At 59.9% G+C, this 26,427-nt stretch carries 30 protein-coding genes and 2 pseudogenes; 29 read left to right on the forward strand and 3 right to left on the reverse strand.

The features are described from left to right. Positions 1-236: 236 nt before the first annotated feature. Complete coding sequence (locus LAB08_RS12990; RefSeq protein WP_096511824.1) at positions 237-548, forward strand: phage holin family protein; 312 nt, start codon at positions 237-239, stop codon at positions 546-548. A 75-nt stretch (positions 549-623) separates the two neighbouring features. Here LAB08_RS12990 and LAB08_RS12995 read toward each other — a convergent pair whose 3' ends face one another. Beyond that, positions 624-1,133 (reverse strand): SLATT domain-containing protein, encoded by a 510-nt coding sequence (locus LAB08_RS12995; RefSeq protein ID WP_096511823.1) that lies wholly within the window; start codon positions 1,131-1,133, stop codon positions 624-626. Positions 1,134-1,523: 390 nt separating this feature from the next. Here LAB08_RS12995 and LAB08_RS13000 point away from each other — a divergent pair, with 390 nt between their 5' ends. Continuing rightward, positions 1,524-2,126, forward strand: coding sequence for a terminase small subunit (locus tag LAB08_RS13000; protein ID WP_096511822.1), 603 nt, complete (start codon positions 1,524-1,526; stop codon positions 2,124-2,126). A gap of 4 nt (positions 2,127-2,130) precedes the next feature. Further along, positions 2,131-4,143, forward strand: a complete 2,013-nt coding sequence (locus tag LAB08_RS13005; RefSeq protein ID WP_096511821.1) for a phage terminase large subunit family protein — start codon at positions 2,131-2,133, stop codon at positions 4,141-4,143. Here the strand turns inward: LAB08_RS13005 and LAB08_RS13010 are convergent, their stop codons facing one another. Continuing rightward, positions 4,144-4,578 carry a hypothetical protein gene (locus LAB08_RS13010; RefSeq protein ID WP_096511820.1) on the reverse strand — a complete coding sequence of 145 codons (435 nt, stop codon included), beginning with the start codon at positions 4,576-4,578 and terminating at the stop codon, positions 4,144-4,146. A gap of 93 nt (positions 4,579-4,671) precedes the next feature. Between LAB08_RS13010 and LAB08_RS13015 the strand changes: the two genes are divergently transcribed. The 26 genes and pseudogenes from LAB08_RS13015 to LAB08_RS13130 all read left to right on the forward strand — a co-directional run bounded on the left by LAB08_RS13015 (position 4,672) and on the right by LAB08_RS13130 (position 24,936). Continuing rightward, a complete protein-coding gene (locus LAB08_RS13015) occupies positions 4,672-4,878 on the forward strand; it encodes a phage head-tail joining protein (RefSeq protein WP_096511819.1) in 207 nt (68 codons plus the stop codon). After that, complete coding sequence (locus tag LAB08_RS13020) at positions 4,878-6,362, forward strand: phage portal protein (RefSeq protein ID WP_096511818.1); 1,485 nt, start codon at positions 4,878-4,880, stop codon at positions 6,360-6,362. Before LAB08_RS13015 ends, LAB08_RS13020 begins: the two co-directional genes overlap by 1 nt. Then, the gene (locus tag LAB08_RS13025) at positions 6,359-7,510 is read left to right on the forward strand and encodes a head maturation protease, ClpP-related (protein WP_096511817.1); all 1,152 of its coding nucleotides are present in this window, start codon (positions 6,359-6,361) and stop codon (positions 7,508-7,510) included. The genes LAB08_RS13020 and LAB08_RS13025 overlap by 4 nt, the downstream gene beginning before the upstream one ends. Beyond that, entirely contained in the window at positions 7,507-7,851 is a 345-nt protein-coding gene (locus LAB08_RS13030; protein WP_096511816.1) for a head decoration protein, read from the forward strand. Before LAB08_RS13025 ends, LAB08_RS13030 begins: the two co-directional genes overlap by 4 nt. 62 nt (positions 7,852-7,913) lie before the next feature. Next, complete coding sequence (locus LAB08_RS13035; RefSeq protein WP_096511815.1) at positions 7,914-8,909, forward strand: major capsid protein; 996 nt, start codon at positions 7,914-7,916, stop codon at positions 8,907-8,909. A gap of 2 nt (positions 8,910-8,911) precedes the next feature. Next, positions 8,912-9,232, forward strand: a complete 321-nt coding sequence (locus tag LAB08_RS13040; RefSeq protein ID WP_096511814.1) for a head-tail joining protein — start codon at positions 8,912-8,914, stop codon at positions 9,230-9,232. Next, complete coding sequence (locus LAB08_RS13045) at positions 9,229-9,882, forward strand: hypothetical protein (protein ID WP_096511813.1); 654 nt, start codon at positions 9,229-9,231, stop codon at positions 9,880-9,882. Before LAB08_RS13040 ends, LAB08_RS13045 begins: the two co-directional genes overlap by 4 nt. A 4-nt stretch (positions 9,883-9,886) precedes the next feature. Next, the gene (locus tag LAB08_RS13050; RefSeq protein WP_096511812.1) at positions 9,887-10,405 is read left to right on the forward strand and encodes a hypothetical protein; all 519 of its coding nucleotides are present in this window, start codon (positions 9,887-9,889) and stop codon (positions 10,403-10,405) included. Continuing rightward, on the forward strand, positions 10,402-10,959 hold the full coding sequence (locus LAB08_RS13055) for a phage baseplate assembly protein V (protein ID WP_096511811.1): 558 nt from the start codon (positions 10,402-10,404) through the stop codon (positions 10,957-10,959). Before LAB08_RS13050 ends, LAB08_RS13055 begins: the two co-directional genes overlap by 4 nt. A gap of 55 nt (positions 10,960-11,014) precedes the next feature. Next, positions 11,015-11,263 carry a hypothetical protein gene (locus tag LAB08_RS13060; RefSeq protein WP_096511810.1) on the forward strand — a complete coding sequence of 83 codons (249 nt, stop codon included), beginning with the start codon at positions 11,015-11,017 and terminating at the stop codon, positions 11,261-11,263. A gap of 5 nt (positions 11,264-11,268) precedes the next feature. Beyond that, positions 11,269-11,595: a GPW/gp25 family protein gene (locus LAB08_RS13065; RefSeq protein WP_096511809.1), complete on the forward strand. Its 327-nt coding sequence runs from the start codon at positions 11,269-11,271 to the stop codon at positions 11,593-11,595. Then, positions 11,592-12,479 (forward strand): baseplate assembly protein, encoded by an 888-nt coding sequence (locus LAB08_RS13070; protein ID WP_096511808.1) that lies wholly within the window; start codon positions 11,592-11,594, stop codon positions 12,477-12,479. Before LAB08_RS13065 ends, LAB08_RS13070 begins: the two co-directional genes overlap by 4 nt. Further along, positions 12,476-13,081, forward strand: coding sequence for a phage tail protein I (locus LAB08_RS13075; protein WP_096511807.1), 606 nt, complete (start codon positions 12,476-12,478; stop codon positions 13,079-13,081). Before LAB08_RS13070 ends, LAB08_RS13075 begins: the two co-directional genes overlap by 4 nt. Next, a pseudogene (locus tag LAB08_RS13080) lies at positions 13,078-14,193 on the forward strand (phage tail protein); the annotation flags it as partial. The gene LAB08_RS13075 and the pseudogene LAB08_RS13080, both read left to right, overlap by 4 nt. Positions 14,194-15,429: 1,236 nt before the next feature. Further along, positions 15,430-15,726, forward strand: coding sequence for a gp53-like domain-containing protein (locus LAB08_RS30785; protein WP_436799359.1), 297 nt, complete (start codon positions 15,430-15,432; stop codon positions 15,724-15,726). A gap of 3 nt (positions 15,727-15,729) precedes the next feature. Beyond that, a complete protein-coding gene (locus LAB08_RS13085; protein ID WP_096511805.1) occupies positions 15,730-16,152 on the forward strand; it encodes a phage tail assembly chaperone in 423 nt (140 codons plus the stop codon). 101 nt (positions 16,153-16,253) lie between these two features. After that, a complete protein-coding gene (locus LAB08_RS13090) occupies positions 16,254-17,420 on the forward strand; it encodes a phage tail sheath subtilisin-like domain-containing protein (protein WP_096511804.1) in 1,167 nt (388 codons plus the stop codon). 10 nt (positions 17,421-17,430) lie between these two features. Then, complete coding sequence (locus LAB08_RS13095) at positions 17,431-17,934, forward strand: phage major tail tube protein (protein ID WP_096511803.1); 504 nt, start codon at positions 17,431-17,433, stop codon at positions 17,932-17,934. Between the two features lie 20 nt (positions 17,935-17,954). Further along, a pseudogene (locus tag LAB08_RS30345) lies at positions 17,955-18,179 on the forward strand (phage tail assembly protein); the annotation flags it as partial. A gap of 84 nt (positions 18,180-18,263) precedes the next feature. Then, a complete protein-coding gene (locus LAB08_RS30350) occupies positions 18,264-18,548 on the forward strand; it encodes a phage tail assembly protein (RefSeq protein ID WP_436799360.1) in 285 nt (94 codons plus the stop codon). 150 nt (positions 18,549-18,698) lie between these two features. After that, positions 18,699-21,650, forward strand: a complete 2,952-nt coding sequence (locus LAB08_RS13105) for a phage tail tape measure protein (protein WP_096511801.1) — start codon at positions 18,699-18,701, stop codon at positions 21,648-21,650. A 9-nt stretch (positions 21,651-21,659) separates the two neighbouring features. After that, positions 21,660-22,505, forward strand: coding sequence for a phage tail protein (locus LAB08_RS13110; protein ID WP_096511800.1), 846 nt, complete (start codon positions 21,660-21,662; stop codon positions 22,503-22,505). Beyond that, a complete protein-coding gene (locus tag LAB08_RS13115; RefSeq protein WP_096511799.1) occupies positions 22,480-22,686 on the forward strand; it encodes a tail protein X in 207 nt (68 codons plus the stop codon). The genes LAB08_RS13110 and LAB08_RS13115 overlap by 26 nt, the downstream gene beginning before the upstream one ends. A gap of 81 nt (positions 22,687-22,767) precedes the next feature. Further along, a complete protein-coding gene (locus LAB08_RS13120; RefSeq protein ID WP_096511798.1) occupies positions 22,768-23,817 on the forward strand; it encodes a phage late control D family protein in 1,050 nt (349 codons plus the stop codon). Between the two features lie 40 nt (positions 23,818-23,857). Next, positions 23,858-24,421, forward strand: a complete 564-nt coding sequence (locus tag LAB08_RS13125; RefSeq protein ID WP_096511797.1) for a glycoside hydrolase family 19 protein — start codon at positions 23,858-23,860, stop codon at positions 24,419-24,421. After that, positions 24,403-24,936, forward strand: coding sequence for a lysis system spanin subunit (locus LAB08_RS13130; RefSeq protein WP_096511796.1), 534 nt, complete (start codon positions 24,403-24,405; stop codon positions 24,934-24,936). Before LAB08_RS13125 ends, LAB08_RS13130 begins: the two co-directional genes overlap by 19 nt. A 28-nt stretch (positions 24,937-24,964) precedes the next feature. Here LAB08_RS13130 and LAB08_RS13135 read toward each other — a convergent pair whose 3' ends face one another. After that, the gene (locus LAB08_RS13135) at positions 24,965-26,155 is read right to left on the reverse strand and encodes a hypothetical protein (protein WP_096511795.1); all 1,191 of its coding nucleotides are present in this window, start codon (positions 26,153-26,155) and stop codon (positions 24,965-24,967) included. Between the last annotated feature and the right edge of the window lie 272 nt (positions 26,156-26,427).

A 26,427-nucleotide genomic window follows, 5' to 3' on the forward strand; every position in this document is an offset into this window, starting at 1 on the left:
ATGGTGGGACAGGCAGGACAGCGCCGGAGGCGCTGAAAGCCGAAATAAAGATATTCACCGACATTCGCTAGACGTAGCCCAGACATTCACCGGGTGGCATTAAAACGGGGTTGCTGCCACCGGAATCTACCTGTAAAAAGTAGTCATCTTCGATAGGTGCGACCGCAGAGAGCGGCAGGCACCACACCACCAAACCCGGCCATTGCGCCGGGTTTTTGCGTTTATGGAGTAGGGCGATGACGAACGAACAGCAAGCGCTGGCAGACATGCCGATCTGGTTAGTGATCCTCCTGTCTCTGGTTGGCGGCGTGTCGGGGGAGATGTGGCGTGCTGACAAGGATGGGACGCGAGGTTGGGCATTGCTCCGGCGGCTCGCGCTTCGGTCCGGTGCCTGCATCGTCTGCGGTGTGTCGGCAATGATGCTGATGATTGGCGCTGGCATGACGGTCTGGACGGCGGGCAGCTTAGGCTGTTTGACCGCGATGGCTGGCGCCGATATTGCCATCGGTCTTTATGAGCGCTGGGCGGCTAAACGGTTGGACATTTGAGACTCACCACGAAGGACCTGAAACCGGAACGCGAGCTATGTGGAAAGCCTAAATGCCCAGTCGGGCTTGGAGGGGCTAGAGGCGGTGTATTGGCCTAGTTGCAACCCTGGTCTGCGCCGAGTCATACACGCTGTCAGGGACGCTGGGTGCTTTCTTCACTATATCGTCCAACTCCGCTGCGATTTCACGTAATTCTTTGAGAGGCGCATCCAGTGGCTCGTCCTCACACAGTGCACCATGCCTGAGCAAGAAAATATCCAGTTCATGTCTGACTGCCTCATAGCTTGCGGCAGCCTGTTTGTGTTGAGTAGCGACATCACCGAAATTAAAAAATGTCTGAAGTGCCGCAAGCACTGCGGCTGATAGTGAAAGAAGGCCAATTCCGATTTGCACATACAGATTCTGCGATGTTGAGTTGAGCGTTGTGAAAATGGTCGTACCCACGATTGTCGTAGAAGCAGCTACCGGGATACCTAGAAAGTTGTGTTTCGATTTGGCTTTCTCGCTCATTCGGTAATGCGCATTGCTCTTTTTTTGAGCGTAGTGCCGATAATCTTCAGCTGTACTAAACAGGTTCTTGACCATTCAAAGCTCCCTATTGAGCGGTTGATTTCTCTGCGGGCGTCGGTTCGTTCAGACGGGCCTATGTGTATGAAGCATGGCAGTCTTTGCCTACGATAGGTAGTACAGCACTGGCGCCCGGTTCATGTGCTGGATTTTTAGGATCCTCTCCGAAGGCCACCCCCTATACAGGTCATCGAACTCGCAAGATCTTAGAAGCTGTGACTCGCGCAACCATGTCCGTCTTTCCAAGTCGGTAGGGCAGCCAAAAACGGCAGGGACCCTGGGGCAATCCGGTGGGTACGGGGTCGGAAACCCGCGGGAAACTGTTAGCGGCAGGGTTGCCAGCTTACTGAAATTCAATCCATTGAAATTGAAAGGTTTGCATTGAAAAGCCGTTGAAAAGGAGGGCTTATGACAGAACCAATGTACCTGTCAAAGAGCGCCTTCGCGGCTCGCATCGGCAGGGCACCCAGTTACATTACCTGGTTGAAAAACAACAACCGGCTGGTGCTCTCCGCAGACGGGAAACAGGTGGATGTGACGGCCAGCGAAGCGTTGATTCGCGACACCGCTGACCCGAGCAAGGCTGCCGTCGCTGATCGGCACCATCAAGATCGGCTGCAGCGCGACGTGTATAGCCAGCTGTCCAGCCAGGTCGAACCGACTTCAATGGCTGCGCCGCCGCCAGTGATTGTCCCCACCGGGCAATTGCCGGACTTCCAAAAGGCCCGCGCACTGCGCGAACACAACCTGGCACAACTCGCCGAGATCGAGTTGCACAAAGCCAAGGGTTCACTGGTGTCAGCCAGTGCGGTGCAGACCGGCGCCTACAACGCCGGCCGCATGCTCCGCGATCAATTGCTCGGCATGCCTCCGCAGCTGGCTCCTGAACTGGCTTCGATGACCGACCCTTGGGAAATCGAAAAACACCTGACGGCGGCGATCCGTCGCTCGCTGGAGGATGCCGAGCGCATTTCTTCAGCAGACCTTGAACACGCACTGACCACGAGTTGACCTTATGCCTACGGATATTCCTGACGGTGCAGAGGTGTACCGCGAGGCGTATTTCCGTGGGCTGCGGCCCGACCCGGATGTCTGGATCGATCAGTGGGCCGATGAGTACATGCGCATCCCGCGTGACACCGGCGCCGCTGAGCCCGGCCAGTACCGCACCTCACGTACACCGTACGCCCGCGAGCCAATGCGCTGCCTGTCGCCGGCTCATCCCTGCAAGCGCGTGATCACCATGGTCGCGTCGCAGCTGATGAAAACCCAGATCGGTCTCAACTGGATCGGCGGCCTGATGCACATGGCGCCGTCGAACATCCTGGCGCTGCTGCCCAGTTTGGGCCTGGCCAAACGGGTGTCGTCGCGGATTGGCAAAACCATCAAAGCGACACCGGTGTTGCGTGAGCGCGTGGCAGCCAGCCGCTCGCGGGATTCGCGCAACACCATGGACACCAAGGAATTTGAAGGCGGTACGTTATACGTCACGACAGCGGGCTCGGCAGCCAACCTGTCGGAGCTGTCGGCACGCTACGTGTACGGCGATGAGATTGACCGCTGGGAAGTGGACATCGGCGAAGAAGGCGACCCCATCGAACTGGCGGAAACCCGAGGCAGCACCTTCGGCCGTAACGCCAAGTTCTACTTTTCCAGCTCACCGACGATCAAGGGTGCTTCGCGCATTTCCGATCTGTTCGACGGCAGCGACCAACGATACTACTACGTGCCGTGTCCACACTGCGGGCATATGCAAACCCTGGAATGGGAGCACCTGCATTACTCGAAAGACTTTAGCGTGGTGCACTACCAGTGCAACTCTCCTGATTGTGATGTGCTGATCGAAGAGTTCCACAAGGGCGAAATGCTCGCCAATGGCGAGTGGCGTGCCCACGCCGAAGGTGACGGCGAGACGGTTGGCTTCCACCTCAACGCGTTGTATTCGCCGCTCGGCTGGATGGACTGGAGGTCACTGGCCAAGCAATTCGAGAAAGCCAAAAAGGCTCAGGCCAAAGGTGATCTTGAGCCCATGCAGGTGTTTTACAACACCCGGCTGGCGAAGGTCTGGGACGCTGCACAAGAGCAGACCAAGGCCAATGTGCTGCGAGCACGGGCACGTTTGGAACTCTTCGGGCTGGGGTCGATGCCATCGGCGGTGCTGATGATCACCGGTGCCGTCGACGTTCAGGCCAATCGCCTGGAGTTCATGGCCATGGGCTGGGGCATCGGCATGGAGCGCTGGGTCATTGATTACCAGATCGTCTCGGGCGACCCTGCCGACGAGCGAACCTGGGCCGCCTTGGATGAATTGCTCAAGGCCAAATATCGCCACCCGTGCGGCGTCGGCCTCGGCATTCTGGCGGTCGCGGTCGACTCCGGTGGTCACCATACCGACGAGGTCTACCAGTTCTGCCGTGTCCGCCGTTGGCGCAACGTGTTCGCCATCAAGGGCGCGAGCAAACCCGGCAAGCCGGTCATTGCTCAGCGTCCATCCATGGTCGACGTCACCTGGAAAGGTCAGACCGAACGCAACGGCGCTGAGTTGTGGTTCGTCGGTACCGACACGGCAAAGGACTGGATTTACAACCGTTACCCGTTCGAAGGCGGTCCCGGTGCGTTGCACTTCGCCAACGACCTACCCGACGACTTCTTCGATCAATGCGTCGCGGAACGCAAGGTCGCACGCTACATCCGTGGCCACAAGCGCATCGAATGGGTCAAGGGTAAGGCCGAGCGCAACGAAGCTCTCGACCTGATGGTGTATTGCCTGGCCATGGCGCATTACCTGGGCCTCAATCGCTACAAGGAGCACGACTGGGAAAGGGTGCGGCAGTCCCTGGCGCAGTCGGGGTTATTCGATGATGCCTCGGGCATTAAGCCTATTCGGGGCGAGCACCTCACCGCCCCAGCAACACCAGCTGCTGCGCAATCGGCTCCTCTACCTGTTGCCCCAATCGTGCAATTGCGACCAGCAGTACCGTCACCTCAACGCCGCAGTTCTACCAGTGGATACTTAAAACGGAGATAGCTATGAGGAAAGTCCAACTAGTGGGCTGAGTAGGCGAGCACCAATCCCCAAAGCTTCAGAGACTAGGCCGCGCAAGGTTTCTTTACCTCCCTCTTGCACGGCCTCGGTAATTCGGTCACCCAGAGTGGGGCCGTTAGCCAAGCTGGAGGGAGTTGCCTTCAAAACCTCCAAACCTTTGGTCGTAAGCACAGCGTCGAGTAACCCAAGTGCAATGACCCGACCTGAAATATAGCCGGCGTCCCTCAGCCATAAAATTGTGGACTCAACAAACTTTGACTCTTCTGAATACAGCTCGAAGTCGAAATGCTCGCCTGCTGGGGGTTCGGGCATGAATTGAAAGTCGCCGATCTTCACTCGTATCGGAAATGTTGCATAGAGATGGGCGAAAATCCGCCCTGCGTATTCATCGAAGCGTTCAATGTTTGATTTCGTCACTTAGATACCTATGCCAAGAAAGTGATGGTTGAGAGTAGCTACAACAAGGGTGCTGTTCCTACTCGTTTCTCCTTCATTCAGTGGAATTTCACTATGTCCTTTACCCAAAAGCACCTCGAAGCCATCGAGCGCGCCATCGCACGCGGTGAAAAAACCGTGCGCTACAGCGACCGCACGGTGGAATACCGCACCGTCGACGAACTGCTCCGGGCTCGCGAAGAGATCCGCAGTTCGTTGATAAGCGCTGCCGGCCCCCGTTCGCGGGTTGTGCGGCTTAGTCATGGAGGCAAGGGAATCTGATGGCTCGACACTTTCCGGCGCTGTCTCGTAGCGGATTCTTGCTGCCATCCAACATCAAGGCCAGCTACGAAGGCGCCGGGGAGGGCCGCCGTTCGGCCAGTTGGGATGCCACTGACAACGGCATCAACAGCATCAATACCCCGGCGCTGCGTAACCTGCGAGCGCGTTCGCGGGCGGCCGTACGCAACGACCCGTATGCGGCCAACGCCATCAACAAGCGGGTCAGCAATCTGATCGGGACAGGCATCACGCCGCGCCCGAAGATCAAGGACGAAGCGCTGCGCAACCTGTTGCAGGAGCTCTGGGAAGACTGGGTTGATGAGTCGGATGCCGACGGCCTGTGCGACTTCTACGGTCAGCAGGCACTGGTGGCGCGCACCGTCGAAACCGCGGGCGAATGTTTTGTCCGGCTGCGTCCTCGTGGTCTGGAGGAAGGGCTGGTGGTGCCGCTGCAATTGCAGACGCTGGCCCCGGAATTCGTGCCGCACGACAAGTTCGAAGCCACCCGCGACGGCAACATCATTCGCGCCGGCATCGAGTTCAACCCGGCCGGAAAACGCGTGGCCTACTGGATGTACCGTGCGCACCCGCGTGACGCGTCGTCGCTCAACAGCGGCTACAACCAGTTGGTACGGGTGCCGGCCAGCCAGGTGCTGCATATCTTTGAACCGCTGGAGCCGGGCCAGCTACGCGGCGTACCGCGCATGTCGCCGGTGCTCAAGCGCTTGCGCAGCCTGGATAACTATGACGACGCGGTGTTGTTCCGGCAGGAGGTTTCCAACCTGTTTGCCGGCTTCATCAAACGGCCATCGCAGGACATGGGGCCACAACCGCGCGATCCGGTCACCGGTCAGTTGATCACCACCGACCGCGACGGCTTCACGCCCATGGTCGCCCTGGAGCCGGGCACCATGCAGGAGCTGGGCGCCGGGGAGGAGGTGGAGTTCTCCAAGCCTCCCGATGCCGGCAACAACTACCCCGACTTCATGCGTCAGCAACTGATGGCCGCTGCGGCGGGCACCGACACCCCATACGAGATCCTCACCGGTGACATGAAGGGCATCAACGACCGGGCGTTGCGGGTGGTGCTCAACGAGTTCCGGCGCCGGCTCGAACAACTGCAATTCAACGTCTACATCCACCAGCTTTGCCGGCCAGTTCGTGCCGCTTGGCTGGACATGGCGGTGCTGGCTGGCGTCCTTGAACTGCCGGACTACGCCACGCGGCGTCGTGAGTTTTTGCGCACACGCTGGGTACCGCAAGGCTGGGCCTACATCCAGCCGGTGCAGGACGTGCAGGCTCGGATGCTGGAGGTTAACGCCGGGTTCGGTTCGCGCAGCGAGATGTGCCTGCGCACCGGTTACGACGCCGAGACGGTCGACGCGGAAAACGCCGCCGACGCCCAACGTGCCCGCCAATTGGGCCTCAACTACCGAACGCTCGTCGAGGTCGACACCCATCCCGACGATCAGGAGAAACCATGAAACTGCTTCCATCCCTGCGGATTTTCAACAAGCTGGAGGGCCAGCCGTCGATCCAGGACAAACACTGGTACAACCTCAAAGCCAGTGGCGAAGCCGATCAGCGCACCATCGAAGTCTATGTGTATGGCGAGATTGGTACCTGGGGCATCACCGCCAATCAGTTTGTGCGGGACCTGGCGGCGCTGGATGATGGCACCTCGCCGATTGTGGTGGCGTTCAACAGCATCGGCGGCGACCTGTTCGACGGCCTGGCGATCCACAACGCCTTGTCGCGTTTGGGGGAGCGCTGCACCGGCCGCGTTGATGCACTGGCGGCCAGCGCGGCGAGTGTCGCTGTGTGTGGCGCGCACCGTGTGGTGGTCGCCGAAAACGCCATGCTGATGATCCACAACCCTTGGACCTACGCCTCGGGCGGTGCCGAAGATCTGCGCAAGGTCGCCACGGCGTTGGATCAGGCACTGGAAGTGATCATCGCGGCGTACAAGGCCAAGGCGCCGGACATCGACGAGGTCGAGCTGCGGCGGCTGGTCAATGCCGAAACCTGGCTCACTGCCCGCGAAGCGGTTGCCCTTGGTCTGGCCGACGAGGTTGGCGACGGTGTGCAGATCAAAGCCTGTCTGGGGCAGGGCGCGGTGATGCAGAAGTACAAGCACACGCCCAAGGCGTTGCTCGATCAACTCAGCGAGCCCACTGAACCGGTCGAACCCATCGAACCGGTGGTGGAAAACCCCGAGCCCACAGCGCCGGTGCTCGATTCGACGAAGCTGGCGTTGCTGATCACCCAGTCCTGCAATCAAGCCGGCATCAGTAACCTGATCGAGCCGCTGATTGCCTCCACCGAATTGGCCGATGAGGCCACTGTCCAGGCTGCACTGGCGCAGGCTAAAGCGATCCGCGACCTGTGTGTGGCAGCCCGCTTGCCGGAATGCGCGGTGGAATACGTGAAGGCCGGGCTTGATACCGGCGCTGTACGTGCCCGTCTGTTTGACAGGCTGGTTGGCAGCGGCGGGGGCTTTGAGATCGACAACAGCCTGCCGCAAAACGAAGACCCGGTCACCGCCGTGAAAGCCAAACAACCCGATGCGTCCTCGATCTGGACCGCCCGTCAGGCTGCGCAATCTCAATCCTCGAAAGGAGCAAGAGCATGACCTTCAAACTAGAACCGATGCATGCGGGCGAGTTCCTGCTGTCCGAAGGCGCCGGCAACATTTCCCGCGAGGCGATCAACGTCGCGGCCGGCCCCGCGCTGGAGCCGGGGCAGATCCTCGGCCTGGTTACCGCCACCAACGAGTTTGCGCCCTACGCGCCGACCGCCGAAGACGGTACGGAAAACGCCATCGCGATCCTGTATGGCCCACTCGGCGAGTCGGATGTGGTTCGTCGTGGTCGCGCGGTGGTGCGGCTGGCCGAGGTCAGCGAAGCCCACTTGACCGGCCTCGATCCGGCCGCTGAAAAAGCCCTGTCCACGCATTTTCTGATCGTCCGCTAAGTCGTTCATCCCTGTTTATGCATCCCGCCGCGTGCGGGATTTTTCGTTTCTGGAGAGTACCCATGGCCGATATCGCCATTTTTGAAGACGACGCTTTCAGCGTCCCCGCATTGACCGCTGCAATCAACGAACAGGAATACCTGCCGGGACGCATCAGCGGTCTCGGCTTGTTCCGCGAAGAGGGCATCACCACCCTGACCGTGCAGATCGAGAAAGACGGTGACACCCTCGCGCTGGTACCGGCCGGTGAGCGCGGTACCTCGGGCCTGGTGGTCGGTGGCAGCAAGCGCAAACTGATCCCGTTCAACACCGTGCACCTGCCGGAGCGTTTCACCATCAAGGCCGATGAGATCCAAGGCATTCGCGCATTCGGCACGCGCACTGAGCTGCAATCGGTGCAGGACGTGGTCAACAAGCGTCTGGCCAAAGCGCGGCGGCAGTTGGACGCTACACACGAATTCCAGCGCATGGGTGCGCTCAACGGCCAGGTGCTGGATGCCGACGGCACGACCGTGTTGCTCGACATCTACAAGTCGTTCGGCGTGAACCGCAAGAAACTGACGATGGGCCTAAACAACCCAGAAACCGATGTGCGCGTACGTGCCGGTGAGGCGCTGGACATGCAGGAGGACGCGCTGGGCAGCGTGACCAGCTCCGGCTCCCGTGCTTTCTGTGGCAAGAACTTCTGGAACAAGCTGATCAGCCACAAGTCGGTCACGCAAACCTACCTCAACACGCAACAGGCGGCGGCCCTGCGTGGCGATGCCCGGGAAAGTTTCGAGTTCGGTGGCATCGTCTGGGAGCGTTATCGCGGCAAGGTCGCAGGCGTGTCGTTCGTGCACGACGACAAGGCGCTGCTAATTCCGGAAGGCGTGCCGGATCTGTACATCTCGACCTTTGCCCCGGCCGACTACATGGAAACGGTGAACACCGAGGGCTTGCCGTACTACAGCAAGATCGAGCCGTTGCCGTTCAACAAGGGCATGGCCGGTGAGGCCCAGTCCAACCCGCTGCACCTGTGCACGCGGCCACTGGCGCAGATCCTGCTGGAGCTCTGAGCATGGCCTTTCGCGACCTGGTCGACGACATCGATGACGTGGTGTTTGAAACGCTCGGCGACAGTGCGCGGATCGAAGGCCGCGAGAAACCCGTCCTGGGCATGTTCGCGGCCCCCTGGCTGCAACCGAAGTTCGGCAAGCTCAACACCGGCCTGCGCGAACCACGCTTCGAGATCCGCGTCAGCGATTCGGCGGGGCTAGAACAGGGGATGTTGGTCAGTGTCGATCTGCCGGCGTTGGACGGCGGCGGTGATTACGACCTGTTGCAGCTGGAGCCGAGCGGTGACGGCCTGGTCGCCCTGATCTTGAGGATGCGCGCATGAGTGTCGGTAGCCACTTCAAGCCCTCGGCTGGCGGCGGGATGATCTCCATTCAGACCTCGTCGGCCGACCTGCAGGCGTTCCAAGAACTCGCGAAGGCGGTGCCAAAAGCGGCCGCTGCCGCGCATCGCCGGGCGATCAACAAAACGTTGGGCTGGTTGCGCACGCACATTGCCCGGGCGGTCAGCCGACAGGAGCGCATCGCCGTGGCAGCCGTGCGTCAGCGGTTGCGCAGTTACCCGGTCACCGGCGGGGCCACGAGCGGCAAGCTGTGGTTCGGCTTGAACGCCATCGAGTCCAGCCGGATCGGCCGGGCTCGGCAGACGGGCAGCGGTGTGTCGGTGGCCGGGCGCCGCTATCAGGGCGCCTTCCTCAAAAAGGTCTACGGCAACCAGCCTGACATCTGGATTCGCACGGCGAGCAAGCATTTCAACCCGGACGACTACCCCGACAGCACCGTCAGCGCACGGGGCGGTGCCAGCTCGGGTTGGATCGCGGAGAACGACAGCCGTTTCCCGCTGGCCAAGGCCAAGGTTTCCCTGGAACAGGCGCGACCGCACTTCGAAACCTGGGTGCGAAAGGCCGATGAGCGCCTGATGGAGATTCTGCAACAGGAACTCAACTTTGAACTGCACAAGTACCTGAAGGGGTGATGACGTGTCGGAAGAGCCCTTTAGCCTGGACCAGCTCTACCGGTCCATCGAACAGCACCTGGCTACTGCATTGCCGGGCGTGCGCGAGGTAACCGCGTGGCCGAAAATTCAGGACCGTGTGGCGCTGCCGGCGGTGTTTCTGGAGATGGCCGAGTTCGAACCCGGGACCGACATCGGCACCGGCGAAACCACGCTGGTGTGCAAGTTCGAGGCGCGCATCGTCGTTGACTCGATCCAGCGACATCACCATCAACAGGCCGTGCAATTGGCTACTCAGTTGGCGTTGATCTTGCGAGCACAGACCTGGGGTCTGGAAGTCGAGCCGGCGCAGTTCATCCAAGCCGGGCAAGACTGGACCCGGCCGGAGCTGGATGGTTACACCGTCTGGCTGGTGGAGTGGGATCAGCAGATCTACCTCGGTCCGCAGCAGTGGCCATGGCCAGATGAACCTCCAGGTTCATTGTGGTTCGGTTTGAATGATGATCCCAAGGAGCAATTCTTCCCGGCGGACAACGTGCCATGAGTTATGCCCTCGCTGAACACGACCGCATGATTGCCGCCATGCTGATGCCCTGCGTGGTGGTCGGTGTCGATTTGGCCGCGGCCGCCGTCCGTGTGCAGTCCGGTGATTGGGTCAGTGCGTGGGTACGCTGGCACAGCTTGGCGGCGGGCAAGGCGCGACATTGGCGCGCGCCGAGCCTGGGTGAGCAGGGGGTGCTGATCAATCCCAGCGGCCAGGCCGGGATGGGCACCTTTGTTCCCGGGTTGTATGGCGATGCCGGCGGCCAACCGGACAACCGCGATCACGTGGAAGTCTGGCGTTTCGATGATGGTGGTTCGCTGGTTTATGACTGGGAAGCCAAGAGCTACAGCATCACGCTGCCCACGGGTACGGTGAACATTCAAGTCGGCGGTACCGAAGCGGTGGTCACCGACAGCGCCGTCAAGGTAACCAGTGCGAACATTAACCTGGAAGGTGCGGTGAACATCGACGGTCCGCTACATGTCACCCAGAACATCACCAGTGACGGCTCGATCATCGATGCCGGCGGTAACAGCAACCATCACACGCATTAAATGCAATCCACTACAGCCCGCGATACGCGGGCTTTTTTATGCCTGGAGCAAACACATGGCCAAGACTGATGTGCCCACCAACGTCCCCCAAACGGCAGCCGAACCTGTCTTGCAAACGCTGGCTGCGCCGGGCCCGACGCTGATGAAATTTCGCGACAAGGTCTTTACCTCGCGCCTGCTGATCCTGCCGGAAACCGAGCGCAGCCTGCCGGTGGCCAAGGCCATGGTTGAGGTGCCGAGCGCCGACAGCGAGGCCATCCGGTTTCTGAAAGCCCACGACGATTTCGAGTTGCTGAAGGAGTAGCGTTGATGATCGGAATGGATCGCCACACCGGCCAGCCCATCTCCGGTATCGAGCATTTGCGCCAATCCATCGGGGACATCCTGGGCACCCCGCTGGGCAGTCGCCGGCATCGCGCAGCCTATGGCAGCAACCTCCGCCGCTTTGTCGACCTTCCCGTCAACGAGGGCTGGAAAAGCTCCGTGCAAGCCGAGGCGGCCAGGGCCTTAGGCCAGTGGGAACCACGCCTGAAGCTGGACCATGTGCGTGTCCTCTCGGTGATAGGCGGGCAAATCAATCTGAAAATCGCCGGCGAGTATGAAGGCGACGGCGTTTTGTTGGAGGTGGGCGTATGAGCATCGTTGATCTGTCGTCGCTGCCTGCGCCGAGTGTGCTGGAGCCGTTAGATTTCGAGGTCGTGTACGAGGAAGGTCTGGGTGTCTTTCGTGGGTACATGGACGACAACTGGAGCGCGGCGCTGGAAAGCGACCCGGTCACCAAGGTGTTGGAGGTTGGGGCTTACAACAAGGTCGGCAACCGCGCCCGGGTCAACGACGCCGGCAAGGCGCTTTTATTGGCGCACGCCAAGGGCAGTGACCTCGACCACTTGGGGGCCAACGTCAATCTCAAACGCCTGGTCATTCAGCTTGAGGATCTGCTGGCGGTTCCGCCGGTACCCGAAGTCAAAGAGGAAGACGACCCCTTTCGCGAGCGCATCCAGTTGGCCTATGAAGGCCTGACCACCGCCGGCCCGCGTAACAGTTACATCCTGCATGCGCGTAACGCCTCAGGACTGGTGGCGGACGCCACGGCAGAAAGCCCGAAACCTTGTTATGTCACGGTCACGGTGCTGAGTTCGGAGGGTAAGGGTGAGGCGAGCGCCGAACTCCTGGCCACCGTGGCGGCGGGGCTGAATGACGACAATGTGCGGCCGGTGTGTGATCGGGTCACGGTACAAAGTGCGCAGATCATTGACTATCGCATTGACGCCATATTGCACATGACCGGCGCCGGCCCGGAAGCCGATGCCAGTTTGGCTGAGGCACAGAGTCGCCTGAGTGGCTGGATCAATCCACGCAAGCGCCTGGGTGTCGAAGTGGCCCGTTCAGCGGTCGACGCCCAGTTGCATGTCGCCGGTGTGTCCCGGGTTGAGCTGGTTGACTGGGTTGACCTGGCCCCCACCAAGGCGCAGGGCGCGTATTGCACCGGATTCACCGTGAAGTTGGCAGGGACGATATGAAAAGTCTCTTGCCGATCAACAGTACGCCACTGGAGCGGGCCATGGAGGCCGCGCTTTACGAGCAAACCATTATTCCCTTGCGTGACCTCTACAACGCCGACACCTGCCCGGTGCATTTGTTGCCGCACCTGGCCTGGGCCTGGTCGGTGGACCGTTGGGATTACCGCTGGACCGAAGCAACCAAGCGTGCCGCGATCAAGGCGTCCTACTACATCCATGCGCACAAAGGGACCATCGGTGCCTTGCGTCGTGTGGTCGAGCCTTTGGGCTACCTGATCGAAGTGATTGAGTGGTTCCAGACCCAGCCCGAAGGTGTCCCCGGCACGTTTGCGTTGAAAGTGGGCGTGCTCGACACCGGCATCACCGAGGAAATGTATCAGGAGCTGGAGCGCCTGATCGACGACGCCAAACCCGTAACCCGGCACCTGATCGGCTTGGCCATCAGTCTCGAAACGCAAGGCACATTGAACATTCATGTCGCCGTCCATGAGGGCGACGAGATCGATGTCTATCCGCCCATTCAACGTGACATTGAAGTCAGCGGCGTAATCGGCCGAGGCGGTCGCGACCACATCATTGATACCCTGGATGTCTACTCATGATCGACCAGAACTCACAGTTTTTTGCCATCCTCACCAACGTCGGCGTCGCCAAACAGGCGAAAGCCGACGCGTTGGGGATACCGTGGAAAATCACCCAGATGGCAGTCGGCGACGCCAACGGCACCGACCCGCAGCCCTCTGCGACACAGACGGCCCTGATCAACGAACGCCGTCGTGCCCCTTTGAATCAACTCAAGTTGGACCCGACGAACGCGGCGATCATCATCGCCGAGCAAGTCATACCGGAGGACGTCGGCGGCTGGTGGATTCGCGAGATCGGCCTGTACGATTCAGACAATGACCTGGTGGCCATCGCCAACTGCGCGCCGTCGTTCAAGCCTTTGCTTGCGCAGGGCTCCGGGCGCACGCAAATCGTGCGGATGAACATGATCGTCAGCAACTCCAGCAACGTCGAACTGAAGATCGATCCGAGCGTGGTGCTGGCGACTCGTGCCTATGTCGATGCGAAAGTGCTGGAAGAATTGAACAAGCAAGACTTCAAGCATTCGGTACTGGTTGCCACCACGGCCGCCATCACCCTGAGTGGTGTACAGACCATCGATGGCACTGCCGTCCCGGCGGGCTCCCGTGTTCTGGTCAAAAATCAGGCCGCTGCCAAGGACAATGGTATTTACCTCTCGGCCACCGGCGCCTGGTCCCGAGCAGCGGATGCCGACGCCAGTGTCGAAGTCACCCCCGGTCTGTTCGTGCATGTCGAGCAAGGCACCCTCAGCGGCGACAGCGTCTGGCAGTTGATCACCGATGCGCCGATCGTCCTGGGTACCACGTCGCTGAGCTTCGAAATGATCAGTGGGCGTACCGGAATCGGCGCCGGCACCTACCGCAGTGTCACGGTCGACAAATACGGCCGCGTGATGGCCGGCACCAATCCGACCACGTTAGCCGCTTACGGCATCACTGATGCCCAGCCACTGGATCCGGAACTTACCGCATTGGCTGCCATCAGCGTCAACGGCCTGCTCGCCAGAACCGGTTCCGGTACCGCTGCGGCACGCAGCATCGTGGCGGGTGCCGGTGTGTCGGTCACCAATGGTGATGCGGCGGCAGGCAACCCCACAGTGTCGCTTAGTGCCAGTGGCATCACGGCTGGCACCTACCCCAAGCTCACTGTCGACCAGTACGGGCGAGCAACGGCGGGGGCACTCTTGGCAGCGGCTGATATTCCGGCACTGGATTGGGCCAAGATTGGCTCGGGCAAACCGACGACGCTGGGTGGTTATGGCATCACCGATGCGCAACCACTGGACTCCGACCTGACGGCGCTGGCCGCACTGGTTGCTACCGGGCTTTATGCCAACACGGGGCCAGGGACGGCCGCCGCCCGAAGCATTGCGACCGGATCGGGCCTCAGCGTCAGCAACGGTGACGGCGTCGCGGGCAACCCGACGCTGACCAACACCGGTGTCTTGTCGGCTGTGGGCACCGCCAACCAGGTCATCGTGTCAGGCGCCACGGGGAATGTGGTGTTTTCGCTCCCTCAGTCGATCCACAGCGGCGCGACGCCGTCCTGGGCGCAAATCAACCTGGCAGCCGACCCAACTGCCGCGCTGCATGTTGCGACCAAGCAGTACGTCGACAACCTGATCAGCGGCCTCGATATCAAAACCTCGGTACTGGTGGCGACCACCGCGAACATTGCTTTGTCAGGTACGCAGACCATCGACGGCATCTCAGTAACCGCCGGTGCCCGTGTTCTGGTGAAAAACCAGACCACAGCAAGCCAAAACGGCTTGTACTTGTGTGCGGCCGGTGCCTGGGCCCGCTCAAGCGATGCCGATACCTGGAATGAGCTGGTCTCTGCTTTTGTTTTTGTCGAGAAGGGGGCACAGAACGCTGACACCGGCTGGGTCTGCACCATCGACCCGGGCGGCACGCTGGGGACAACTGCCGTTACCGTGTCGCAATTCGCCGGCGCGGGTACCGTCACCGCCGGTGCGGGTGTCGACGTGGTGGGTAATCAGGTGTCGCTGGCGGTTAGCGGCGTGGCCGCTGGCACTTACCCAAAAGTCACGGTCGATCAATACGGTCGCGTTACCGTAGGGGCGGCATTGGTGGCCGCGGATGTCCCGGTGCTGGACTGGGCAAAGATTACTACTGGCAAACCGACCACTCTGGGTGGTTATGGCGTTGTCCTGCCGACTCAACAGCAGGCGGAAACTGGCGCCGATAACACCTTGCCAATGACACCGCTGCGTGTGTTCCAGGCCATTGCCAAGGTTGTCAGCCAGGCTACAGAGGCTGCGTTTGGATGGGCCAGAATAGCCACTTTAACGCAGGTGAATGCGGGCTCTGGCGATGACGTAATAGTCACACCCTACAAGTTACGTATGGGTTTTGCGGTGAGCTTCAACGCACAAGGTTATGTCGTGTTTCCCACCTGGCTAGGCAGTTTAATCATTCAATGGACGAGTTCTGCAGCGATTGCGCCGGGCGCGACAGGCGCAGCCTATTGGCCGATTGCTTTCCCTAATGGCTGCATTTGGGCACTTGCCGCCCCCTTGGGAAGCGCCGGGAACTCATCCTCCGGCAATGTTGTTGCTGGCGGTGTGTCGACCGTCGCGGTGAATTTGTACAACTGGGGGGCAATCAATACGCCGGCCCGTGTGCTGGCTATTGGAGTCTGAGCAATGAAGCGCTATTACAGCCAAACGACCCTTACCACTTATCTAGATGGCATCCACCCAGTGATGCCACCCGATGCTCGGGAAATCGCCGAAGCCCGATATCTGGAGGTCCTGGCCAACTCGGCACCGGGCAAGATTCGCAGTCATGACGCTGATGGCCTGCCGATCCTGATCGACCCACCACCCGAAGACCTGGCCGAGTTGGAGCGAGCCTGGCGCGACGCCGAAATTCTGCGTGTGCAGTGGTTGCGCGACCGTCACCGAGATGAGCTGGATCTCAACCGCCCAACCTCAATCACGCCTGAGCAGTTCGTGAAGCTGTTGAGCTACCTGCAGGAGTTGCGTGATTGGCCGGTGCAACCGGGATTCCCTGTTGAAGAGAACCGGCCGGAAATCCCTTTATGGATCGTCGAGCAACTTCGATAAACGCCCCGCACTGACGGGGCGTTTTCTTTTCCGCAACGAGCAGCACCCACACCCATAGCCTCGCGAACACGGGGCTTTTTCATTTCTGGAGATTGACCTTTATGAGTGGTTTTTTCCATGGCGTCACGACCTCGCTGATCGACAACGGCGCCCGTGTAATCGCACTGCCGTCATCGTCCATCATCGGTCTGTGCGACACCTTCACCCCGGGCCTGGTCGGCGGTGGCACGGCCAAGCCCGGCGAGCTGATGTTGATCACCAGCGAGCGCGAAGCCATTGCCGCCTTCGGTGCGGACGCGGCGATCACCCGAGCCGCGCAGGCGATCTACGCACGGGCCAAGGCCGTGATTGTTGCGGTCGGTGTGCCCAAGCTTGAGGACGCCGCCCTGCAAACGTCAGCCATCATCGGCGGCGTGCTGGCCTCGGGTCAGCGCACCGGTCTGCAGGCGTTGCTGGACGGCAAGAGCAAACACAACGCCCAGCCCAAGCTGCTGGTTGCCCCGGGACACTCGGCAAAGCAGGCCGTGGCCACGGCCATGGACAGCCTGGCCGGCAAGCTACGCGCCATCGCCATCGTCGACGGGCCGAACACCACCGATGAGGCGGTGATGGAATACGCCGAGAACTTCGGTAGCAAGCGCGTTTTTCTGGTCGATCCTGGCGTGCAGTACTGGGACACCATCGCCAGCGAAACCGTCGATGCGCCGGGTTCGGCCTGGGTCGCCGGACTGTTTGCCTGGACTGATGCGAACTACGGCTACTGGGCCTCGCCGTCGAACAAAGAGTTTGTCGGCATCACCGGTACCACCCGGCCCATTGAATACCTGGATGGGGACGAGACCTGCAGGGCCAACCTGCTCAACGGCGCGAACATCACCACGATTATCCGTGATGGCGGGTATCGCCTGTGGGGTAACCGGACCTGCTCCAGTGACCCGAAGTGGGCATTCATCACCCGGGTGCGCACCTGCGACATCCTCATGGATGCGATTCAGGCCGGGCACAAATGGGCGGTCGACCGCTCGATCACCAAGACCTATGTCAAGGAAGTCACCGAAGGCGTGGACGCGTTCATGCGCGATCAGAAAAGCGCCGGAGCGATCATCAACTTTGAAGTGTTCGCCGACACCGAACTCAACTCCGCCAGCCAGATCGAGCAAGGCAAGGTGTATTGGCGCATCCGTTTCACCGACGTGCCGCCGGCGGAAAACCCGAACTTCCTGATCGAAGTCACCAATCAGTGGCTGACCGAAGTCCTCGACGCTTAAGGAGCGCTAGATGATTCCTCAAACCTTGTACAACACCAACCTGTTCGTCGACGGCGTCAACTTTGCCGGTGACGTGCCGAGCCTGACCTTGCCCAAGCTGACCACCAAAACCGACGAGTACCGTGGCGGTGGCATGGCCGGTGCCATCGAAATGGATCAGGGCCTGGAGAAGATGGAGGCGTCCTTTGTCACCAAGGGGGTGCGTCGTGAATCGCTCCGGTACTTCGGTCTGGCCGATGGCTCGGCCTTCAACGCATCGTTCCGCGGTGCGTTCCGGGGGCACAAGGGCACCGTCACTTCGGTGGTGGCCACCTTGCGTGGTCTGTTGAAAGAGGTCGACCTCGGCGACTGGAAAGCCGGTGATCCGGCGGAAATCAAACACTCTGTCGCACCGGTTTACTACAAGCTCGAAATCGACGGCCGGGTGATGTACGAAATCGACATGATCGCCGGGGTGCAGGTGATCGATGGCAAAGACCAACTCGCTGAAGTGCGCTCTGCGCTAGGCCTCTAAGGGAATAGAACCGAATGACCATGAAATCTCCAAACAAGCTCCCGGACTGGCTGTCGCTCAACCTCGACAACGCCGTCGTCACGCTCACCCGCCCGAGCGAAGTCAACGGCGTGAAGCTCGACGCGTTGGTGTTACGCGCCCCGTTGGTGCGCGAAGTACGCGCTGCGGACCGGGCGGCTGGCGATGATGATGAACAGCGCGAGCTGCAGCTGTTTGCCAGTTTGGCCGAGGCGGGCATCAAGGATCTGGAAGGCTTGAAGGTGGTGGATTATCGCCGCCTGCAGGCGGCGTATTCGCACCTGGTGCCGCACGCTGACTATTCGAGATCCCTGCCGGCGTGGTTGTCGGTCACGACTGAAAACGCTGTGGTCAGCCTGTCGCGTCCCAGCGAAATCAATGGCGTGCAGGTCGACAAGCTGACGCTGCGTTCGCCAACGGTCCGCGAAGTGCGCGCCGCTGATCGTGCAGCAGGCGGTGACGATGAACAGCGCGAACTGGTGTTGTTTGCAGAACTGGCCAGCGCCGCCATTGCCGACCTGGAGGGCCTCAAGGTGGTGGACTACAACCGCTTGCAGGCCGGTTATTTTCGCCTGGAGCAAGACGACGGGGTTTGATCCAGGGGTGATGAAAAGGGTGGCGAAGCGTCTCGCGGCGGACACCGGGTTTTCCGCCGCCGAGATTCAGTCGATGCCGTTTTCCGAGATGGTGTGGTGGCTCACGGATTGAGCCGCTTCCGGTAATGTTCTGCACAGGGGAGTCATGACATGGCGAACAAACTCTCCCTCGGGTTGGTGATCGGGGGTGCTGTCAGCTCGACGGTCGGCGCCGCGTTCAAAGATGTCACCGGGCGCATCAAGCGTCTGGAAACCGACGGCAACAAGGCGCGTGTACTGCAGCGCACCATTGGCGACACCATTCGCCTGCGCGATGAATGGAAAAAGGCTCACGACAGCGGGGCCGCCGGTGCGTCCAAGCTGCTGGGGCGCTTGAACTCCAATCTCGACAGCCTGAAAAAGCAGGGTGTCGAGGTCGGCCGGCTGGACAAGGCGTATCGTTCGCTCGGCCAGACGGCCAACAAGGCGGAGCTCAAAGCCAAAGGCTATCAACAAGTCGAAGCCGGCAAGGCGGGGATGAAAAGCACGGTCGGCCAGGCTGTGGCCGGGGTGGCCACGGTGGCGATTGCCACCAAGGTCAGCGCGGACTTTGGCGCGATTGTCCGCGACATTGCGATCAAGGCCGGCATTGCCAACGATCCCAAAGAAAAACAGATGTCGCAGACGATCATCGAGACGTCGCGCGAAACCGGCATGGCGCGTAACGACGTCGCCGATGTGGTCAACCAGTTGGTGAGTGCCGGCATGGATTTGGCCAAGGCGCTGGAATACGCCCCGGTCGCGGCCAAGTTTGCCGTGGGCCAGGGTTCGAACGGTGCCGACACGGCGAAGATGATCAATGCCCTCGGGCAGAACGCCAGAATCACCGACGCCAATCAGATGCAGCAGGCGCTCGAAGCGATTGCCTTTCAGGGCCAGGCCGGCAGCTTTGAAGCGGTCGACATGGCGCGCTGGTTTCCCGAGCTGTTGTCGAACATGGGTAACCTGAACATCACCGGCATGGACGCGGTGACGCAGTTGGGCGCCATGCTGCAGGTGCAGATGAAGACCGCCGGCGGTGCCGATGAGGCGGCGAACAACCTGAAAAACTGGATGGGCAAGATCGGTTCAACCGATACCGTGACGGCCTATCAAAAGGCCGGTATCGATTACAAAGCCTCGATGCAGACTGGCTTGCAGAACGGTATGTCGACGCTGGAATCGAGCATGGCTCTGGCGCAGAAATACATTCAGACCACCGACCCGAAGCGGGCGGCACTGATGGCCGAGGCCACTGCGAAAATCAGCGAGCAGGCCGATCCGGAAAAAGCCAAGGCGATGATGGCCTCGCTGGAAGAAGCCTTGCGCACCGGTGATCTGTTTGCCGACATGCAGGTCAAGGCAGCGCTCTCGGCCTACCTGCAGAACAAGGCGCTGTACAGCAAGTTGAAAAGCGACTCGCGTGAAGCGTCGGGCATCCTTGACAAAAACCTTGCCGAACGGCGGGAATCGTCGTCGCAGAAATGGGCGGAAACGACGCAGGCGATGAACGATGCCCTGCGCAGTGCCGGCGATGCCCTGCGGCCGGTGACGGACACGGTGGCCGAGGGACTGACCAAAGTCACCAAGGGCATCACCGCGTTGTCGGACAGTTCACCCGGTGTAGTCGCCGGTATCGCGGCGGTCGGCGGTGGGCTCCTGGCGCTGAAGACGTTGGTCAGCACCTACAAAATTGGCAAAGGGCTGTTCAACCTGGCACGCGGAACGCTGGGTAAGGGCAAGTCCGATGAGGTGCAGAAAGTCTTTATCACCAACTCGGCAGCGGGTGATCGGGTCGCCCCGGGGGCCGAGCTCAAGGGCAAGGCCGGCAAGGCCCTGTCCTTGGTCGAAACCGGTCTGAAGGCTGTGGCAGCGGTCAAGGGCGTGTCGGAAGGTAGCGACACAAAGGATGGGCAGGGGGATAAAAAAGCCGGCGGTTTAGACCTGGTGGCGACCGGTCTCAAGGTGGTGTCGCTCGCCAAAGAGGCCGCCGTCGATGGTGACCTGCAAGCCGGTCTGGACGACGGCAGCGTCAGGAAGGTGTACGTGGTGAACGCGGCGGCCATGGGCGGCGGTGGCCCCTTCGACAATCGCCGGCGGACACGGGGCGTCAAGCGCAGCTCTTCGCGTCGACGCCGGCCACCTGAACCACCTCGTTCAGGGGGGGCGTCGCGAGCGCCGGTGATCCGGCCGCGTCCTGCAGAACCCTTGCCGCGCGCGCCGGCTCCGGTACCCAGGCCGCCCGTGCCGATCCCTGCACCACGACCGGCAGCGCCGATGCCGCGGGCGCATGTGCCGTTGCCAGGCCCATCCGTGCCGGTAGCGAGCAACATGCTGACCAAGGTCGGCGTTGTCGCAGGAGCGGTCGGAAAGGTGGGTCAACTGGGCAAAGTCATCCCCGGCGGATCGCTGCTGGAAGCCGGCAGCATGGCGTTCGACACGTACCAGAATGCCACGACGCAGGACGAAAAGGCCGAAGGCTACGGCGCGGCAGCGGGTTCGCTGGCTGGCACCATGGCCGGGGCCGCCGCCGGGGCGGCCATCGGTTCGGTGGTGCCGATCATCGGTACCGCGATTGGCGGCATGGTGGGGGCGTACCTGGGCAGCCTGGGTGGCACCGCCCTGGGCGGGGTCGCAGGCAAGTCGTGGTTCGGTGCTGAAGAGTCGAAACCCTCGGCGCCGGTGACACCCTTGCTGATGGCTCCTCGGCCGGGGCCGGTGGTGCCCAGTCTGGCCAGCATGGAACTCACCTTTGGCGGATCACGGGAGTCCGGCGCATTGCTGATGGCCGCCCCGACCACGCCGCCGGGTCCAGCGTTGGGCGATGTTGCTCGCGCGCTGGCCGTGCCGGTCCCGGCGAAACCGGAACCGATGGTCCTTCAACCGAAGGAACCGGCGAAGCCGGTACCGACCAAGGTAGATCAGCAGTTTCAGTACTCGTTGAACATGCCGGTCACCGTGCAAGGGGATGTCAAAGACCCGCAACGGCTCGCGCAGGACTTGATGCCGCACATGCAGCGGATGATGGCCGACGCCGCGAAACAGAGTGCATCCAACCAACTGTTCGACGACCCTCATTTGTAAGGAGAGTCCATGGCCTACATGGAACAGCTACAAGCTGGTTTTAAGTACCTGGTCGAAGCCGGGGAGGCCGGGCGCCGGGATGCAGATGGCATGCTTGGCCCGGTCAATGGAGCGATCCGGGAAATCACCGGCGCGGCCGCCGAGCTGGAAAACATCCCGTTCGTGGGGCCAGAAATGGGCGCCAAGCTGCAACGCATGATGCGCGGTGTGAATGCGGCGCAGACCAAGGTCGGTCAGGTGGTCGCCACGTACGGCCGCGCCACGCGTGCGGCCGCCGAGGTGCAGGAACGTATGGGCACGCTGAAAGAACAAGCGGCCAAGGCGTCGACGGCGATCAATACCATCGCCGGCAAGGTGAGCCCATCATTGGCCAACATCGTCTCGACCAGCGCATTTGCTACCGATGGCACACCAGCGCCGGAGGCGGTGAAGCCGTTCCCGCACCTGCTCATCATCCAACCGCAAGATGCCAAGGCCCAGCCGTATTACTTCAACCTGGACACCGCCGCCTTCGACGAACTCACGCGCTCGACCGAGTTTCGCTGGGCTTCGCAGGAACGCTTGTCACGCCGCCCGGCACAGCAGGCTGTCGGCGTGGGTGAAGAGAAAATCACCCTGAAAGGTACGATCTATCCCGGCTTCAAGGGCGGGCTCAAACAACTCGATACGTTGCGCACCATCGGTGCACAACTGAAGCCTCTAACCCTGACCACGGGGTACGGCGAGGTGATGGGCACCTGGTGCCTGAAAAATATCAACGAGGAGCAGGGCGCGCTGATGCACGGCGGGATTCCGCGCAAACAAGGATTCACTCTGGAGTTTGTCCGCTATGGCGACGACATGCAGAACGTCTGACGGGGACGTGTTGGACACCATCTGCCACGACTTTTACGGCCATCTGAAGGGCAGCGTCGAGGCAGTGCTGGACGCCAATCAGGGGTTGGCCGATGAACCTCAACCCTACCGGGCCGGCGTGGTGATCGTTTTGCCGGACCTGCCGAGCCCGTCCGAAGCGGGCATCACTCTGTGGAATTGATGGTCTACACTCGTGCCGCTTGATTACTCAAGCTCCTTACTTTCTGCCCGCCACGTGCGGGCTTTTTTTTGGAAAAAATTCATGACACCGAGGTTTCGCATCGTTGCCAATGGTGCCGATATCACGAGCCTGATCAATGATCGGCTGATCCAACTGCGCACCCTGGACAAGCCGGGGATGGAGTCCGATGAGTTCGAGCTGCGCATCGATGATCGCGATGGTCAGGTGACGCTGCCACCGCGCGGCAGCGCCATCGAGGTCTATCTCGGCTACGCCGAAACGACGCTGGCCCGCACGGGCCGTTACGTGGTGGACGAGATCGAGGTCTCCGGCCCACCGGACACGCTGGTGATCAAAGGCAAAGCCAGTGACATGCGCGGTACCGGCAAGACCATTCGCAGTGGCAGTTGGGAAAACGTGCCGCTGTCGACCATCGTCACCGACATTGCGGCGCGCAACGGCTGGCAGCCGGTGTGTCCGGTGTCGACCAAGGTGGTGCGGGCGGATCAGCTCAACGAGTCCGATTTCAATTTCCTCACGCGCCTAGCCAAACAATACGACTGCACCGCCAAGGTGGCTGAAGGCAAGCTGCTGGTGATGCCTCGTCAAGGCGGGCAGAGCGCAAGCGGCAAAGTCTTCGGTGCGATCACCGTCGCGCGCAGTGATGTCAGCCGTTGGCAGTTCCGCTTGGGGGACCGCAACGCGCACAAGACTGTGGCGACCAAACATCAGGACAAGAAGAACGGCAAGCTGGTCGTGATCTCACTGGACAACGACGACGTGCCCGACGGCCTGCCGGCGGTACACACCGACCGGCACATCTATCCCAACAAAACCGCCGCCCAAGCCGCGGCCAAGGCCCGCTTGGCCGCGTTCAACCGCTCTGGTGCGGGCGTGCGTCTGGAAATGCCCGGGCGCACGGACATCTTCGCCGAGCGACCGATCAATGCCCAAGGCTTCAAGGACGGGCTCGACGGCGAGTACCTGACCGATTCGGTCGAGCAGGTTTACACCCAGTCCGGCTGGTCGACCACGGTCGAGTGTAACGGCGGCAAGCAAGGCAAAGCCAAGGCCAAAGGCAAGCAGATCAAACAAACAAAGAGTTTGAAGGTGGTGCAGCTCAATCAATAAGTGCCCAACGACAACACCGAAAAAAACAGGAGCAATGCGAATGCCGATAACCGAGCAGCAACTACAACGCATCATGCCGAACGCCCGCCGCCAAGCGGGCGTTTTTGTTTCCGCCTTGAACGCAGCCATGACCCACCGGCAGATCACCACACCAAAACGCCAGGCAGCGTTCCTCGCGCAGGTGGGCCACGAGTCTGGCCAGCTGCAGTACGTACGTGAGTTGGGCGGTGAGCAGTACCTGGCCAAATACGACACCGGCAATCTGGCGGTAAAACTGGGCAACACCCCGAAAGCTGATGGGGATGGCCAGCGCTATCGCGGACGCGGCCTGATCCAGATCACCGGTCACAGCAACTACCTGCGTTGCAGCTTGGCGCTGTTCGGCGACGAACGTTTGCTGCACACGCCGGAACTGCTGGAGCTGCCCCAATGGGCTGCCGAGTCGGCCGCATGGTTCTGGTGGGTACGCGAGCTGAATGCGCTCGCGGATCGAGACGAGTTCGAGGCGATCACCCGCAAGATCAATGGTGGTCTGAATGGTCTGGCAGATCGACTGCAGCTGTGGGAGCGGGCGAGGGCGGTGTTATGCGTTTCGTCGACCTGATTCCTGCGCCGCTAAGGCTTTTCGCCGTGGGAGCGGGGCTGGTCATCGTCGCCTGTGGCTCTGCGGCATTGGCTTGGCATGCCCAAGACTGGCGCTACGGACGACAACTCGCCGAACAGTCCCGACTGCACAGCGACACCCTCAATCAAATAGCCCTGGCCTCGGCCGCGCTACAGCGTGTCGAGCAAGATAAGCGCCTAGTTGTCGAACAGCAGCTTGCTGCAAGCGAACAAACCCATTACCGAGCCCTGAGCGATGCCCAACGTGATCAAAGTCGCCTGCGCGACCGTCTTGCCACTGCTGATGTGCGGCTGTCAGACCTACTCGACGCAACCGAATCAACCAATGGCTGCGCAGTGTCAGCCACCACCGCCACCAGCGGCGTGGTTCATGGTCCCACAAGAGCCCAACTTGACCCAGCGCATGCTCAACGAATTATCGGCATCACCGATGAAGGTGACCGAGGACTGATTGCGTTGGCGGCGTGCCAGGCATACCTGCGGAAAATTCAGTGAGCTCATGACAAACCTACTGGTGAATATCTCAGGTAACAAATGTGGACTTTTGCTTTGGTTTTAGCGAGAAAATGACTTGCAGCCTTACATCTTTTGTTAATGCCCCTGAATCTGAGCCTTCCGTGAAAGTTAATCCTTTTGCGTCTGTATGGCTTAGAGTTGCATATAAAAAAGAATGGTGTTTATGTTTAAAGGATTGAAGATCTAAAAGCTGGTTTAGTATGTCATTCTCATATTTTTCTGATTTTTTTTCTTCGCGCACTATGTTGCAAGGATTGAAGTTCCAGATTAAGTATTTGTAAGTGACATTGACTTCGTTGCACATTTTAAGTATTTGGTAGTGGCTCCAGTCAAGGCCGCAATAAAACTCCTCCGGGATTTTATTGTATTTGTTTATGTTTTTGCTGGAGCAAAGTTGGTTGAATTTGTTTTTGAGGAGTTTTGATTTTTCTTCATAGTCTTGTACGTTTATTAGCGAATTTTTAAACTCGTTCATTTTTGTAGTAATATAGGCTACAACGCTGGAGACGTTTTGGAATGTATTGGTGAATCGATCGGGAAACGTACATGCACCAGATGCCGGGTACTTGCGTTTAAACTCAAGGAGTGTTAGTTTTTCTTTGTTTGTGCATAACGCAATTGCGTCAATGTCAACGCAGTTTTCCATTGAGTTCATAATGCATCGTTGAAGAAAAACTAAATATAAATCATCGATATCAAAGTGATGGAACCATTTTGTGAGTAGTCTGTTGGGTGCGGTAGTGAAATTCTTGTCGGCTATGTATGCGTCTAGTTTTGTTTGTAGCGAGGGAATGGGGGTTGGAGTTGAAGTTGTTTTGTTAAGTGGGAAAAGCTCAGTCACTTTTATATTGAATTTTTTTCTATTAAAGTCAATAGGCAGATTTTTATACTCTACTGAAAAAAAATGCCTTCCTGTTCGAGAGAACGTCCCAATAACGGCCTCGTCAACTGACGTGAGAGGAGTCGTAGGTGATATCAATCTATACCAGTTCTCGTCTTCAGAGGACTTCTCGATATTAGAGGATAGTGCTAATTTTTCAATGACCCATCCTGTCTGAGCCTCCGCGTACCCGTGACGAAATAGTGATTCCTTCAGCTTGCCCGAGAGGTAATGCTCGATGATGAGGCTGGCAATCCGAGAATACTTGTTTCCTTCAACGGTGTGGATCGCACTAATCAATTCATTTTTGTTAGCCATAAATGCACCAGTATAATTACAAAAAGCCGAATGGTGTCATATTGCCATAATTAATCAATAAGTGAATCTGAAAATTGCGCACTTTGGGGTTTTTATGTGGCGCTGAAGAGTTTTCAAATCGTGCGGATTTGCAAATCCCTGCTTTAAGTAAGCCATTCTGGTTATAGCGTCTGTCATGTAAGGCGGCTTTTGACGGGGTCCGCAGCATCGGAGATCACTTGAAGCTGTGTCCTTTGCCTGAGCCATGCCCAGCAGCAGAGCAAACTATAGCT

The organism is Pseudomonas izuensis (assembly GCF_002356535.2).
In the GTDB taxonomy this organism is placed as follows: domain Bacteria; phylum Pseudomonadota; class Gammaproteobacteria; order Pseudomonadales; family Pseudomonadaceae; genus Aquipseudomonas; species Aquipseudomonas izuensis.